Origin of the sequence: Paenibacillus sp. FSL R7-0204 (genome assembly GCF_038002225.1) — a bacterium.
GTDB lineage: Bacteria > Bacillota > Bacilli > Paenibacillales > Paenibacillaceae > Paenibacillus_AQ.
The window spans coordinates 3,775,471-3,790,563 of record NZ_JBBOCA010000001.1 but is presented as its reverse complement, the minus strand read 5'-3'; the positions used below and the strand labels follow the sequence as shown (position 1 = coordinate 3,790,563).

The window sequence follows — 15,093 nt, the reverse complement described above, 5'->3', positions numbered from 1 at the left end:
TGTTGTCAGAAAACCTGCCATGGGAGTAATATGAAATACAGAAGATTAACAGGTATAATTCATACATAAGATTAACTAGGAGTGGTTGCAGTGAAGATTCTTGTAGATGATTTAAGTGGAGCACAGGTGATTGGATTAATTGCAGAACATTTGCAAGGAATGGCAGAGGACTCTCCGCCAGAGAGCATTCATGCCCTTAATCTGGACGGGTTGAAGCAGCCGGAAATTACCTTCTGGTGCGCTTGGGAGGATGAAGAGCTTCTGGGCTGCGGGGCGATCAAGGAATTGGACAAAGAACATGCTGAGCTCAAATCGATGCGGACTGCTAAGAAGCATTTGCGCAAAGGTGTAGCCAGAAATATTCTTGCTCATATTATTGAAGTAGCCATAAGCCGCGGGTACAAACGGATCAGTCTGGAGACTGGCTCCATGGATTCATTCATCCCCGCCCGCAAGCTGTATGAAGATTTCGGCTTCACCTATTGTGAGCCATTTGCAGATTATATCCCAGATCCGAATAGTAGTTTTATGACGAAGGAACTGTAGTCATGCCTGAAGTTACGTTTTACCGGGATGAAGCGCTTCCCTTTCTGGAGGGGAAGCACTGTACGGCGGACGATCTAGCCTACCATAGGCATTTTCACGAAGAATATTCGGTCGGGCTCATAGATGCAGGCCACACGAACGCTTGGTGCGACGGTGAACAGATTCAGGTGGAAGCGGGTAGGATGATCAGTTTTCCGCCGATGATGCTACATGCCTGCCATCCGGCACCGGACGTGGAATGGCGCTATAAGATGTTGTTTATCCGCCCAGACTGGCTGCACAAGCTTGGACGGGGGGAGCTTAATCAGCTGCACATCCCGTTCTTGCTGGGCGGAGGCAAGAATGAAGCGTGCCGCAAACGATTAAATCATACGATGGGTGCGCTCGCAGGCAGCGGTACTCCGCTTGAAACCGAGACGGCTCTCATTGAACTGGTGCAAGCTTTGGTTGACCCTAACGAGAATGACCTGGGGCACACAGGCTCATCAGGTGTTCAGGAGCAAAAATACGTGAAGCGGATCAAAGACTACTTACAGGCGAATTTTACCGGGCAGGTCACGCTTGAGCAATTGGAACAGGAAGCCGGAATCAGCCGCTTTCATCTGATCCGGCTCTTCAAGAAAGGGAGCCATCTGCCCCCTCACGCCTATCAAAACCTGCTGCGCATCAATCATGCCAAAATCCAACTGGCGAAGCAACGTCCTATCGTTGATATCGCGGCAGAGGCAGGTTATTATGACCAAAGCCATTTTACCAAGGCTTTCTTGAAAATTGTAGGGGCAACGCCCAGGCAATATGCGATGTCGATTTAGAAGAGCAATTTTTTACAAGATTACATCCTTCTGCGCAAGTACACTTGAAATACTTGTAGAAGGGGGAAATGTAATATGCATGATAACAAAGACTGGGAACAGCAAGCGGCAGACGCATTAAAGTCGGTCGCCAGACGAATGGATATCAAGGCTTATGTGGAGCAATCGCCATTGCTATACGGGCTACTACCCACGAATTTCATCATAGAGGACAAATTGTAAAAATGGGCAGACAACTCGGATATATCCCGCCGAAAATGAACCTCGCTAAACTTTAGTGATCATATTAGCCCAATTTGACAACAGAAACAGTCGCTTGGGCCTTTTCGTATTTTGGAGACTATAGTAGCTTCTCCATAATCATCACATCTATGAACGCTCCGTCCATTAATCCTTGCTTCTCAAATACACCGACCTGCCGGTAGCCCATCTTCCGGTACAATCCTTGACCACTCTCATTAAACGGAAAGGTAAAGAGAACCATTTTATAAAAGCTATTTTCTTTTGCTACCTTGTGTAAGGACTCCAGGAGGGAGCTGCCTACACCTTGGCCACGGAAGCCGCGATCAATGTAAACGGACAGGTCAGCGACCCCGTTATAAGCGCAGCGGAGGGAATAGGGATTCAGGGAGGCCCAGCCAATCACTTCACCTTCTCGTTCCGCTACAATAACGCTATAGCGGCCTTGATGATCTTTGAACCACGCCTCCATATAAGAGAAATCTTTCGTCTCTGTTTCAAGTGTAGCGATTCGATCCTCGATTCCCTGATTATAGATTCGGAGGATACTACCGATATCTTCTGGTGTGGCCTGACGAACAGTTAATGTAGTGATCATTTGAACATCCCCTTAAGATTGTTTTCTCGCTTTAATCACAGTAGAGACGATGTATTGCTCAACGTTCGCACCGGGAACCCAATCTTTGATGAATGTTCTGGATTCGTCTTTGGGCTCAATATGGATCTCAGTAAAGCCACTTTCCTGAAGCATCATCTCCAGATCAGAAATGAAAGAGGCCCCGGAGATACAACCCGAATATAATTCGCCCAGGTCATTTTTGATCTCGGGGGGGAGCTCAGCTGTAGTTACAATATCAGAGATGGCCAGACGCCCTCCGGGCATAAGAACGCGATAGGCTTCACGGAATACTTGCTGCTTATCAGGCGAGAGGTTAATCACACAGCCCTAAATTTGCGCCTTCAGGAGCTGCGGCCAGATCCTCACTAGAATATCCCATTTTAGCAGATATGGCATCATAATCAGTTGGGCTGTCACAGCAGCTGTCAGCAGAGGAGCAGCAGGAGGAGGCAGGTTCGGCCTTTTGTACAGCAATGGTTTGATAACGTCCCCGTACATTTTGGCGGATTTGGTCATTCGTAAGTTTGTTCATGAATACACACTCCTTATCATTAAAATAACTTGCAAGTTACAAATAAAGGCCAAGGGAAATCACCCTTTAACAGGTGCGCAGCAATTGCTGGACTTCCCCATAGCATCGTTGAAAAGCTTGATGGATCGTAGCAATGTTTCTACTTCAAACTCACTCATATGCGAGAAGGCTTCATTCAGGTATTCATTCATTTGTTGATCAATAGTTGCAGCCACCAGTTTTCCTTCGGAAGTAAGGGAAAGGGTATAGATTCTCCGATCGCTGGGTTCAGGTGTCTTTTTTACCAAATTCATTTTCACCAACGACTGGACTTGTCTGCTGAAGGTGGTAATATCCGTGCCCAGTACTTCGGCAACTTGCTGCATGGAAGGATTGTGGCTCCGGGCGATCTCATAAAGCAGATGGCTTTGGGCCGCGGATAGTTTACATCCCCTTACACTGCAGCAGTCCTTATTGAGCAATCCTAAACGCCGGGTCATGATTTGAAATAGTTCTCGTGGGGTTTCCATGTGTTCACCTCTTGAACTGGTTATACCGTAATTGATTGCAAAATGCAAATATTATTTTCATCTGGTTGCTAATTGGCCATTAAGGTCTTAGAATATAAGTATTGCCTTATATAGATGGGAGGAGCTTTTATATGAATGTACTAAATGAACTTGCGGAAGATTTAAAACTCCTTGGAGATAAAACACGGCTCACGATTCTAACCCTTTTAAAAGAACGGGAGTGGTGTGTATGTGAATTCGTGGATCTTTTTGACATCTCCCAACCAGCCGTAAGCCAGCATCTGCGCAAATTGAAAAGCAGCGGATTGGTTAAGGAACAAAAAAAAGGTCAGTGGGTGTATTACTCTTTAAGCATTGAAGATAAGCCTCATGTTGCGGCCATTCTTCAGCTTACACCGGATACCAGCTTCATTCTATCCAGTTTAAACAAGCCGTCTGGTGCTGCCTGCTGCGAGTAATATTTTGATATTGAATATATAATCATATAATTATATAATGATGTACGTTATTATACTTAAGCATTTGAAGGGAGTGCTCTGCAATGTGTTATATAGACATATAATGGGGGAGATCATTTGGTAGTTTCAGCGAGTCTTATATTTATCGTCACATTAATTTTTGTCATTTGGCAGCCTAAACATCTGTCCATTGGCTGGTCTGCCTGCGGCGGAGCGTTACTCGCCTTACTTGTCGGTGTCGTCAGCTTGAAGGATGTTCTGGATGTTACGCTGATTGTGTGGAATGCCACATTGGCCTTTGTAGCAATCATTTTGATCTCCCTAATCCTCGATAAAATTGGATTCTTCGAATGGGCTGCTTTACATATGGCCAAAGCTGCTAACGGGAATGGAACCCGGATGTTTATCTATGTCATCATTCTTGGCGCCATCGTAGCGGCATTTTTTGCTAACGACGGAGCAGCGCTCATTCTAACACCGATTGTGCTGGCCATGGTCCGTGCGCTGAATTTTGATGAGAAGAGGGTGTTTCCTTTCATCATTGCCAGCGGGTTCATAGCAGATACTACTTCTTTACCGCTGGTTGTCAGCAACTTAGTAAATATCGTGTCAGCTGACTTTTTTGGACTTACCTTTATGGAATATGCCGGACGGATGATAATGCCTACCTTATTCTCCTTAGGGGCAAGTATTCTCGTGCTTTATTTCTTCTTCCGCAAAAGCATTCCCAGAAACTTTGACAGCTCCCAGCTGAAAAATCCGGCGGAAGCTATCAAAGATAAGAAGATGCTCAAGCTATCCTGGTGGGTATTAGCGGTTCTGCTGGCAGGGTACTTCGTGAGTGAGTTCCTGAATATCCCAGTGTCCGTTGTAGCCGGGGTTATCGCAATCTTTTTCCTGCTTATGGCAAGGAGAAGTCCAGCTGTACCTGCAATGGAAGTGGTGAAGGGAGCACCTTGGGCGATTGTTTTCTTTTCCATCGGCATGTATGTTGTCGTATATGGTCTAAGAAATGCGGGGCTTACGAATGTATTAGCTGATGCCATCCAGGCCGTTGCCGATCAAGGGCTGTTCGCAGCAACGATGGGGATGGGCTTTATTGCCGCGGTGATCTCCTCCATAATGAACAACATGCCTACTGTAATGATTGATGCACTGGCCATTGATGCCACGAACACTTCCGGACTGATTAAGGAAGCTTTGATATATGCAAATGTTATTGGTTCTGACTTAGGTCCGAAGAAAACACCCATTGGTTCACTGGCTACCTTACTGTGGCTGCACGTGCTTTCCACCAAAGGAGTAAAGATATCCTGGGGAACATACTTCAAAACAGGCATTATTTTGACGATCCCAACGCTGGTCATCACACTGCTTGGTTTATATATAACATTAAATCTATTTTAAAATCAAAGGAGACTGCGACTGATGAATAAGAAAACCATTTACTTCTTATGTACAGGAAACTCCTGCCGAAGCCAGATGGCCGAAGGCTGGGCCAAGAAATATTTGAGCAATGAATGGAATGTGTACAGTGCCGGCATTGAGGCTCATGGTTTAAATCCGAAAGCCGTTCAGGCGATGAGTGAAGTAGGCATAGATATCTCAGGTCAAACATCAGATATTATTGATCCGCAGCTGCTGAACAGCTCCGATCTCGTGATTACGTTGTGTGGTGATGCAGCCGATAAATGTCCTATGACTCCACCACAAGTCAAACGTGAACACTGGGGATTCGCTGATCCGGCGAAGGCCCAAGGAACAGATGAGGAAAAATGGGCGGTGTTTCAGCGGGTTCGTGATCAAGTGGGCGAGCGCATCAAACGATTTGCTGAAACAGGTGAGTAGTTTTTATATCCAGAAACATAACTATTGTCGCTGGACAATTACTCGCAAAGCTTAGGACAACAGGAATGCCGATCGATCGCACTTATGCAACAGTTCGCTGATATGATGCGGCTTGGCAATGAGGGCATTCCAGAGCGCAGAAAACTTCTGGAAGAGCATGAGCTCAAATTAATCGAGCAGGCTCAAACGATTCATCAGACTTTGGAAATTCTGCGGGGTAAAATTGATTACTACCGTTCTTGGGAAGAGGATACCAGGCGGGAGGCCTGAAAGAACAAGAGAAAGACTAAGTATACTGGGTAGACTAGAAAAAAGGCTGAACCCAAAGTCATATTCTTGACTTAGGCTCAGCCTTTTAAAGCTATTTCCACCCCTTTAATCGGGGCGGTTATTTACAAGCGTTGAATCTATTAGGATTCAGAACGAGGAAATCCTCTGGAAGCTCGAAAAGCTTGGCCACCAGTTCGTCCATGCCGGACTCCAGCTTGAACCCCATTTCCTCCTGGTACAGGGGGACCAGGAAATAAACCTGAACCTGATTGCCATCTCTCGTATGGACGGTGCTAACCTCTTCCGGCAGAGCATACAGGATCACGCCGGACAGCCCAGTGTTAGGCGCATAGGGCTCATAATCCTCAGTGTTGGGGATCGTATGGCCGTAGCCAAGCCAAGTCTGATACATATGGGGGAACCGGGCAAGCATCTTCATCAGCCGGATGGGCCAGTAGTTCTCCTCCGCTTCAAAATCCTCCTGAGTAAGCGGCCAGTCCGCCGGCAAAAACATCATCAGCTCCGCGCGCTCCAGATGCTTGTACTCTTCCCGGATCTCCTGTGGGAGTGTCATCGGCAGATCGCTCATCCCATTGGTGTACAGCACCCGGTATGGCTCATCTGGTGTGGCCTCCATAATATTCACATCAATATGTACGATGTCTGAAATCAGTTCATGGAACACGCCGGTTTCCCGGTTGGGAAAGACCCGATTGAAATGGTCGTTTAATTCTTCCATGTACAGAATATTGGAGGGAGGTGTAATCTGCTGCTCATCCACAGCGTCATAACCATAAATGGTGGTACCGTCTTCCGATTTCCCCATTGTATTGCCGCCAAACCATTTTTTGAAAAAGTTCATGTCTTTGCGCTCCTCTGTGTGGGTATATAATTAAAGTGCGAAAAGAAAATAGAAGGTTTGAAACCTCACTTGAAAGTATAACAAAACCAAGAGTGGATAGGTAACGAACCTTATGTCCTCTGCTCCTGGGGATTTTATGATAAAAACCAGTTGCAGAAGGATTGTGCACTACATCAAATCGCAAGTGAATGGACGGATAACCATATCAGTCTCAAGCATCAGCACGGGAGATTGATTGGTAAGGAGAGGGGAGTAGGCATGGAAAGAGCCTTGACTATGCTTAAACTGCCGCTTGAAGGTACTCACCATAGAGGTATCGACGATGCCAAGAACATTGCGAAAATATTCGGTAAGATTTTTGACCAAATAATATTTGCAGGAAATGATTAATCCTGGTATTCTGTTAATAATCAAATACCTTAAAACGCGAAGCACGCGAATCTTCCTTTTCTACAAAGGAAGATTCGCGTGCTCTTTTTTCTGGTAAGTGGTTAATTTAAATCGGGTGGTGTTTTTAGTATGAACATGTTATTTTTATTGTTTTTGGTTGGCAGGCAAATCATTTTAAGGTCTGAAAAGTTTCTCTGGAAATGTGCTCATACATTTGAAGAAGATACCAGGAATAGGTTCCAGAGAGTATTGCTGTTTCTTCCAGCATGGGGAATGTCTGCATTAGCCTTACCGTTTACTTTTTTGAGAAGGCTTAGCTAAAACCCATATTAAGAAACATTATTATTAAAACAACTCTAAGGAGTTGTTTTTTTCTGGCCAGAAGGGGACTTGTCGCCAATGGGGCCATTTCTTGTCATACAAGTGACTATGCTCTTATCGAAGGACAACACTAAAAATCACAAACAAATGTCGGAGGACAAGAACATGGTAATATTGTCGATTTGATGAACAGCTAATCAAACTTGGGTTCAGCAATTATTGATGAAGTTGGCATCTATTAAGAAACTATAAACATTCGATAACAACACTCTAGTAGAGCATCAGATTAAAAAGGATGGATAAGCTTGTTAAACCCAATCAACCGAAAATCTAACGGACCGGAGAGATCTTATCCCCGCGAAAACGCCACTTTTAGCAGCGTAACGGACTCAAGCGACCTTATAGTCTCTCTATGAGACGTTTCGGAGCTGACGTGCAAAGGATAAGGCCTGTGGTGGACTTCTGTCAAGAAAGTAGACTGTTACGCAACGGATTTTTTAGTGAATTGCTTAGCAAAGCGGGCGGGGGAAAGATACCCCAGTGAGCTGTGCATTCGCTTGCGATTGTAATAGAACTCAATGTATTGGAAAATAGCATCATATGCCTGTTCCGGGTTTTTGAAGCGCGGATTACAGTAGATGAGCTCTTTCTTTAAAATACTGTGCCAAGACTCAATGCAGGCGTTATCGTAACAGTTTCCTTTACGGCTCATGCTGGATTTCATGTGGTATGTCTTTAGTTGGTCGACATATTCTTTTGAGGTATATTGAGACCCTCGGTCAGAGTGGTGCAGTAGGCCCTCGCCGGGTCGCTTCGCCGTGTACGCCGCCTGCAGCGCGTCTAAGACCAGGCTCGTCTCCATATGGTTATACAGCCGCCACCCTACAATTTCTCGCGTGCATAGATCCATGACGCTAGCTAGGTATAAGCGACCTCCACGACAAGGGATATACGTGATGTCGGTGACCCATACGGTATTGGGCTTAAGCACCTTAAACTCTTGGTTCAGTGTGTTTGGTGCAATGGGATTATTATGCTTGGAATCGGTCGTCTGCACTCGGTATGGCTTAGATACAATAGAGCGGAGCTTCATTTCTCGCATGTACACACTCACTGTGCGTTCCGTGACCGTATAGCCTTCCTGATGCAGCAGGCGGGTGATCTTCGGACTTCCATACCGTTTTTGATGGTCGTCAAAATGGTACCGGATTCGCTCCATAACAGCAGCCTTGCGGAGGGCTTGCACACTGGCTTTGGCGTTCAGCCACTTGTAATATCCGCTCCTGGATACCTGTAGGGTACTGCACATCTTCTCCAAGCGAAATGCGGAGCGATGGTCCTTCATAAACTGGAATCTTAATTCCTTGGTTTGCTGAAGATGTGCACTGCTTTTTTTACGATTGCCAATTCTTCCTCTGTATCGGCAAGTCGACTGTCTTTCTCTTGGAGCTGACGGCGCATCTCTTGGAGCTCGGCTTCGAGTTCCCGTACCCGATCCATACTGGCTACCGGTTCATTCTTTAGCTCCCGGTATTTCCCCATCCACTGGTGCAGCGTACTTTTCGGAATGTCCAGCTCTTGCGCGATGTCCCCTATGCTCTTCGTCTGCTCTTGAATGAACTTTACCGTTTGCTTCTTATATTCTTCGTTGTACCGTTGTCGTTTTTCTCCCATAGGGATGCACCTCCGTTGCCCTTATTATCCCTCCGTCCGTTAACTGTCGTCTACTTTCAATTCTAATCCCATGGAGTCCCTTACTCATCCAATTAGCGACTTTCTTCCCAAATAAAAGCACCTCAGTCCGTTACGCTAAGCCAAACGCCCCTGAAGAACAACGCCCGCTTGAAAAAAAGATGTAATTTGAAGGGGAATTGCGTCTGCTCCACTATTTTAAATCTGATGAAGTACTAGATTGATACTTGAATAAATTGCGAAATTCTACATAGGAATAGGGTGAAATAACAACTAATTTATGGAGGAGGAAATTATGAAAGCGTTGTTATATCCGCTGCGATGAAGCAAGCTGTTGAAGCCTTGGTGTTTACGATAGGCGTAAGCCGTGGATGCACGGATCGAAAAAAGGAGGATTTTCAATGATGTCAAAACGATTTGGCAGAATGCTCGTGTTCCTATGCTGCTTGCTATTGGTGGCATCACTAATGCCTGCCAGCTTTGCCGCCGCCACTGACAACAACGAGTATACAGAAGCACTTAATAGCGACAGCAGTTCTACAGCTCTTACAAGCTTGCAGACAAATGAAACGCCGACCGCCATTTTTGGAACTCCCGAACTCGGGTCAGACGACCCGCTGTGGGCCCTGACCATGGAGCATCTCATCAACAAAAGTACTGTGCCCGGCGACCCCAGGCCCCATTCCACAGGCACAGCCAGGATCCTTTGGGACCAAGACTACCTGTATGCCCGTGTAGTCGTGGAGGACAGCAATCTATATCAGGGACCCGGCAATGATTATCAGTACGACGGCCTGGAGTTTTATGCGGGCGCTGGAACCCAAGGCGCGAATCAATGGCGCATCAGCGCGGCAGGCGTATTTTCAGGGCAAAACGCTCCGGGCAGAGCTGCGTGGACTGAGATCACGGACACAGGATATATCGTGGAGATGAGAATACCTAAAAGAACCTTGAACTTGCAGGCAGGCCCGTTTACCTTTGAAGTTTATATCAATAACTCGTCGGAAAAGGGCGGTGACCGCTATGAAGTCGTTTCCTGTTTCGGAACTCCGGATGCAGCTTACAACAATGCTGCTTCTTATACAAACAGCCTAAATCTCATTGCCGCCAATGAAGCGGATGACAGATTCTCAATCACCGCCACGGCGGAATCGGGCGGCCGAATAACGCCGAACGTACCCGGCAATGTTCTGAGAATAGCTAGCGGCTCAGACACAACCTTTACGGTTACCCCCGATTACGGCAAAATTGTAGACACCGTAAAGGTAGATGGAGAGGACGCAGCTCTATCCGATGATGGCACGTATACCTTTTCAAATGTTGCCGCTAACCATACCCTTCAAGTGACATTCAAAAATGATTCGACCGCGGAGTTGCTCCCCTTTATTGTATGGAACGACAACTTCGCCCGTGGCGAGTACACGACGGCTGTCATCATTGACTTAGGCGAAGGGAAGGCGGTGGAAGGCTCCAAGCTTAATCCGGACTTGTTTACCGTCTCGGCTAGGAACACGACCCTGAACGGCGACTCGGTAACCTTTGAAGGGACGCGCAAGATCACTAGGGTATACGCCAATGACGAACCGAAGGTACGCGGCTATCTGGGGACGGTAAGCCATTCACCGGATTACCAGGACGGACTGGAACGCGGCCGTTACATCGTAGTTGAGCTCGAATTTTATTCAGAGAGCGGCGGCAATATAACGCTGGATGGCAACATGAACTCAACAAAACAGGTTTACAGCGTCGTCCAAAACGGCGAGCTCGTACTGACAGAAGGGGATCCGCTTAACTACGCGGTTTTTGAACAGGAAAAAGTTGTGAATCCGATCCTTGACCAGTTTACAGCACCTACGGGCAATTCGGTCAATCGTGCGCTCTACCTTCACAAGGATGGAAACGGTGAGGTGGCGCGGGGCTTGCCGCTGTATGTCTATACCCACGGCATGGGACGCGGCGGCACAAGCGCTGCGACTGACCCAAAAGCGGCCATGAAATCCGCCAACGGCTCAGTCGCTCTGATGAAGAAAATGGAAAAATATCCCGAGAAATACGCCAGCCATATCCTGAATATATCCTACAATGGCACGAGTACTCCCTCCACAGCCAATGTTAAGAAGGTTATAGACGACCTGATTGCCAGCGGTGCAGTAGACCCTAACCGTATTTACGCGGCGGGCTTCTCATGGGGCGGCCAGTATACGAACAGCTTAGTTAACGCTTATCCCGGCTTCTTCGCGTCCGCCGCACCTATGTCTCCGGTAAGCGGCTCACCGAACGCGAACGCCAACTACGTTCACACCAACCTGGCCTATTGGATGTTTATCAATGAGTATAACGTTGGAGTATACCAGACTAACCTCGCTAACTTCATAACCGTCAATATGCCGAAAATGATCAATGCGAGAGCTTCACGCTTTGAGAGCAATGAGGCTCTTATATGGCCTTACAATCAGTTTGATCAGCCGAATCAGAAACCGAATCCGAACCATTCACCTGTCCTGAGTGATTCGGTGGCGCACGAAGTTGAAGCGGCGGTTCTTTACAACGACATAACGATGGGGACTTGGAGTATAGCGCCAACAGCGCAGTCCTCTAACTTGCCGGCTTGGAATAATGACTATACTGACGTCTTTGATTGGATGTTCGCGCAGACCGCAGCGAACAATCGGCCTGTTGCCGGATACGGTTCACCTGTACTCGGCACAAACGACAAACTTTGGGAACAAGCTGTGGAGTTTGACATCAACAACAGTAGCGCACCCGACCAGAAGATAGGCCCCAAGGCTACCGGCAAAGCCAAAGTATTTTGGGACGAAGACTTTCTGTATGCACGCGTTGTGGTTACAGACCCGAATGTGTGCACCGGCCACACGCCTGGCACTGAGTACATGACCGACAGCGTGGAATTTTATGTCGGTGACGGAAAAAGTGGCTCAAACCAGTGGCGTATTGGCGCAAGCGGTATTTTCTCAGGTCAAGCCGCTGCGGGCCGCGACGGTTCGGTTAAACGAACGGACACCGGGTATATCGCGGAAGTGAAGATACCTAGAAGAACCATTGAATTCACGAGCAATTCTCCGATTACGTTTGATGTGTACATCAATAACTCAACGGGTGCGGGGAATGACCGTTATGAGGTTGTATCCGCTTTAGGTAAGCCCGACGCGGGTTATGGCAGTTCTGACAGCTTCAAGAATAGCTTGCTGCTGCTTGGGGGCTCCACGGTATCCAGGCACCCCGTTAACGCCACGGCAGGATTAAACGGCACTATCTCGCCATCCGGCTTGATTCGGGTAGCTGACGGCGGAAGCCAATCCTTTACATTTACTCCGATTAGCGGTTATGTCGTGGATACCGTAACTGTAAATGGTGCGTCTGTAGAGATTGCAAACAATACCTTTACCTTGAAAAACGTGAACACCGATGACAAGGTAATCCATGTTACATTCAAACCCGATCCGGCCGCAACGTTGCTTAACTTTATCGTATATAACGATAACTTTGCTACCGGAGAATTTACCACAGCCGTTATCATCGATCTGGGTGCGGGAAATGAAGCTGTGGGTGCCGACCTTAGTTCAAACCTGTTTACAGTCTCGGCGAGGAATACTCTGCTGAACGGTGACCCGGCATATCAAGGCAAACGCACCGTCCGTAGAGTATACGTGAATGACCAACCTAGACCCAGAGGATATAAGGGTGTGAACCAGAACTCCCCTGATTATCAAGCTGGACTTACTAAAGGCCGCTACATTGTTGTAGAATTGGAATTTTGGACATTAACCGGCGGACAGTCCACTTTGGAAGCATCCAAATCCACCATCCAGAATTACAACATTGTAGCTAGTGGCGATATCAAGCTTGTTGGCAAGGCTGCCATTGTTAAGTCGTCTTTCGCACAGTCAGGAACCATCAATGAAATCATCGACAAATTTGAAGTGGGTCCCAAAATTGACAACGCGGAAGCGATGCAGTATGGACTCTATATTCATAAGGATGGCAACGGCGTTCCGGTAAAAGGGCTTCCCCTTTACATCTATGCTCACGGTTCTACCCGCGGCGGTACACAGGACGGGGATACCTTTGCGCCCATCAGGTCCGCCAACGGAGCGACCGCGCTTATGAAAAAAATGGAGAAGAACTCTAAATACGCTAGTCATATAATCGCTTTGCGGGCTCAAAACAACGTTCAGGCAACACCCGCTACCTTAAAGGCATATATCGATGATCTGGTAAGTAAGGGACTTGTTGACCCCAACCGTATTTACATGGCAGGCTTCTCTATGGGATCCGCTTATACTAATACTTTCTTGACGACATATCCCGATTTGCTCGCAGCCGCGGCGCCTATGTCTTATCCACCATCAATCAACGCGAAACAAGCCGAAACTCTTAAAAACTTTGCATACTGGTCATTCGTTAACACAACTGATTCTTCAACAATAAAAACAGGGGCGGAAACTTATATAGCGAATATAATGCCCCTATTGGAAAACGCCAGGCACACGTTCATCGACAGAAATGAAATATTCGTTTGGCCTTATGACCAATGGACAAAGGCGGAAGCACCTGTTAATGGAACCAATTGGATTCCTTCCGGCCATGAGATGGAAGCTTCAGTTCTGTGGAACAATATTTCAGGGTACACGGATACATTGTCCAATGTAGGTTCCAACAAGGAGTGGAGCCTTAAACCTACGGCGCAGTCCTCTAAGTTGCCGACTTGGAACAATGACTACACTGACGTCTTTGATTGGATGTTCGCGCAGAGAAAAACGAGCGTACCCGGTGCTCCGGGCAGCTTCAAGGCGACGGCGGGCGACGGACAGGTCACATTGAGTTGGACTGCTCCGGCTGACGATGGTGGCAGCGCAATATTGGGTTACAAGGTCTGGTATGGAAACGTGACGCCGGTCACACTAGATGCGAAGGCGACCCAATATACCTTCAAGAGCCTGAAAAATGGCCAAAGCTATACCTTCAAGATCGTTGCGGTGAGCACGAAGGGCGACAGTGCGGAGATGAGTGCGACGGCGACGCCGACGGCTTCCAATTCCAATGTGCCCAATCCTTCTGGTGGCAATACGGGAAATACCGGAAATACCAGCACCGGGACAGTCACTGGATCGTTGAAGCCGACCTACACAGTGAACACACCGAAGGATAAGCCCGCGGTCACGGATAAGAACGGCAACACCACCCTGCCCGGCGGCGGCGAGATTGCGACCAAGGGCGGGACGAAGATTAAGGTACCCGAAGGCACGACTATAGACTCAAAAGGTAAGGTGACCATTCCGGCGGGCAAGAGCGCCGAAGTGAAACTACACGGCGGCGCGAGTGCCGGCCCAGACAAAGGCATGTCGCTGAACATCCATGAGGGTACGGAATTTGTGTTCGATGACGACACCCCGCTGGGCTTCCTCGTGGTGTCTGGCAATCCTTTCAGGGATGTCAACATGGACGACTGGTTCTACAGCTACGTAAACTCCGCTTACACATACGTTCTTTTCAACGGCACGACGTCCACGACGTTCTCACCGGGCACCTCAATGACGCGTGCGATGTACGTACAGGTACTGGCCAATCTTGAGAACGTAAACCGCTCCGGCTACACAAATTCCCGCTTTAGCGACGTGACGGATGGGCAGTGGTACACGGCGGCAGTCGAGTGGGCGGCCGAAAGCGGCATAGTCAACGGTATAAACGCAGACCTGTTTGAACCCAATTCACCGATGACACGCGAGCAGATGCTGGTGATGCTGTACAATTACATGAAGTACAAGGGCTATGAGATACCTGAAAGTCAATCTAAGTCCTTCGCGGACGAGAGTCAGATCAGCTCATGGGCGTTGAAGGCCGTTCAGGCACAGCAGGGCATCGGAATTGTATCAGGCAAGCCGGACAACTTCTTTGCCCCCCAAGCCAATGCCACCCGCGCTGAAGTAGCTACTATCTTTATAAAGTTCATCGAATATCTCGCTAAGTAAAAGC

Annotated in this window: 15 protein-coding genes and 1 pseudogene; 10 read left to right on the top strand and 6 right to left on the bottom strand. The window is 47.7% G+C overall.

All coding sequences use genetic code 11. The features are described 5' to 3' along the window. Positions 1-90 precede the first annotated feature (90 nt). From MKX42_RS16900 to MKX42_RS33450, 4 genes are all read left to right on the top strand, one after another. The gene (locus MKX42_RS16900) at positions 91-546 is read left to right on the top strand and encodes a GNAT family N-acetyltransferase (RefSeq protein ID WP_340753499.1); all 456 of its coding nucleotides are present in this window, start codon (positions 91-93) and stop codon (positions 544-546) included. Between the two features lie 2 nt (positions 547-548). Next, positions 549-1,358 (top strand): AraC family transcriptional regulator, encoded by an 810-nt coding sequence (locus tag MKX42_RS16895; RefSeq protein ID WP_340753498.1) that lies wholly within the window; start codon positions 549-551, stop codon positions 1,356-1,358. A gap of 75 nt (positions 1,359-1,433) precedes the next feature. After that, on the top strand, positions 1,434-1,580 hold the full coding sequence (locus tag MKX42_RS16890; protein ID WP_340753497.1) for a hypothetical protein: 147 nt from the start codon (positions 1,434-1,436) through the stop codon (positions 1,578-1,580). Continuing rightward, positions 1,535-1,636, top strand: a complete 102-nt coding sequence (locus MKX42_RS33450) for a DinB family protein (protein ID WP_445669381.1) — start codon at positions 1,535-1,537, stop codon at positions 1,634-1,636. Before MKX42_RS16890 ends, MKX42_RS33450 begins: the two co-directional genes overlap by 46 nt. Positions 1,637-1,698: 62 nt before the next feature. Here MKX42_RS33450 and MKX42_RS16885 read toward each other — a convergent pair whose 3' ends face one another. The 3 genes and pseudogenes from MKX42_RS16885 to MKX42_RS16875 form a co-directional block, all read right to left on the bottom strand. Further along, a complete protein-coding gene (locus tag MKX42_RS16885) occupies positions 1,699-2,196 on the bottom strand; it encodes an arsinothricin resistance N-acetyltransferase ArsN1 family A (RefSeq protein WP_445669327.1) in 498 nt (165 codons plus the stop codon). Between the two features lie 12 nt (positions 2,197-2,208). Then, a pseudogene (locus MKX42_RS16880) lies at positions 2,209-2,749 on the bottom strand (methyltransferase domain-containing protein). A 59-nt stretch (positions 2,750-2,808) separates the two neighbouring features. Next, complete coding sequence (locus MKX42_RS16875) at positions 2,809-3,258, bottom strand: MarR family winged helix-turn-helix transcriptional regulator (protein ID WP_340753496.1); 450 nt, start codon at positions 3,256-3,258, stop codon at positions 2,809-2,811. A 131-nt stretch (positions 3,259-3,389) separates the two neighbouring features. On the opposite strand from MKX42_RS16875, the gene MKX42_RS16870 reads away from it, so the two are divergent. The 4 genes from MKX42_RS16870 to MKX42_RS16855 all read left to right on the top strand — a co-directional run bounded on the left by MKX42_RS16870 (position 3,390) and on the right by MKX42_RS16855 (position 5,834). Beyond that, on the top strand, positions 3,390-3,716 hold the full coding sequence (locus tag MKX42_RS16870) for an ArsR/SmtB family transcription factor (protein WP_036701483.1): 327 nt from the start codon (positions 3,390-3,392) through the stop codon (positions 3,714-3,716). A gap of 117 nt (positions 3,717-3,833) precedes the next feature. Then, positions 3,834-5,123 (top strand): arsenic transporter, encoded by a 1,290-nt coding sequence (locus MKX42_RS16865; RefSeq protein ID WP_340753495.1) that lies wholly within the window; start codon positions 3,834-3,836, stop codon positions 5,121-5,123. Between the two features lie 21 nt (positions 5,124-5,144). Then, positions 5,145-5,564: an arsenate reductase (thioredoxin) gene (arsC, locus tag MKX42_RS16860; RefSeq protein ID WP_340753494.1), complete on the top strand. Its 420-nt coding sequence runs from the start codon at positions 5,145-5,147 to the stop codon at positions 5,562-5,564. Between the two features lie 24 nt (positions 5,565-5,588). Beyond that, on the top strand, positions 5,589-5,834 hold the full coding sequence (locus tag MKX42_RS16855) for a hypothetical protein (protein WP_340753493.1): 246 nt from the start codon (positions 5,589-5,591) through the stop codon (positions 5,832-5,834). 118 nt (positions 5,835-5,952) lie between these two features. On the opposite strand, the gene MKX42_RS16850 is transcribed toward MKX42_RS16855, so the two are convergent. Continuing rightward, a complete protein-coding gene (locus MKX42_RS16850; RefSeq protein WP_340753492.1) occupies positions 5,953-6,696 on the bottom strand; it encodes a suppressor of fused domain protein in 744 nt (247 codons plus the stop codon). A gap of 258 nt (positions 6,697-6,954) precedes the next feature. Between MKX42_RS16850 and MKX42_RS16845 the strand changes: the two genes are divergently transcribed. Then, the gene (locus MKX42_RS16845; protein WP_340753491.1) at positions 6,955-7,086 is read left to right on the top strand and encodes a hypothetical protein; all 132 of its coding nucleotides are present in this window, start codon (positions 6,955-6,957) and stop codon (positions 7,084-7,086) included. Between the two features lie 802 nt (positions 7,087-7,888). Here the strand turns inward: MKX42_RS16845 and MKX42_RS16840 are convergent. Together MKX42_RS16840 and MKX42_RS16835 are read right to left on the bottom strand one after the other, a co-directional pair. Next, positions 7,889-8,752 carry an IS3 family transposase gene (locus tag MKX42_RS16840; RefSeq protein ID WP_339311273.1) on the bottom strand — a complete coding sequence of 288 codons (864 nt, stop codon included), beginning with the start codon at positions 8,750-8,752 and terminating at the stop codon, positions 7,889-7,891. An 11-nt stretch (positions 8,753-8,763) separates the two neighbouring features. Next, a complete protein-coding gene (locus MKX42_RS16835; protein ID WP_340750981.1) occupies positions 8,764-9,081 on the bottom strand; it encodes a transposase in 318 nt (105 codons plus the stop codon). Positions 9,082-9,500: 419 nt separating this feature from the next. Between MKX42_RS16835 and MKX42_RS16830 the strand changes: the two genes are divergently transcribed. Beyond that, positions 9,501-15,089, top strand: a complete 5,589-nt coding sequence (locus tag MKX42_RS16830) for a sugar-binding protein (RefSeq protein WP_340753490.1) — start codon at positions 9,501-9,503, stop codon at positions 15,087-15,089. Positions 15,090-15,093 lie beyond the last annotated feature (4 nt).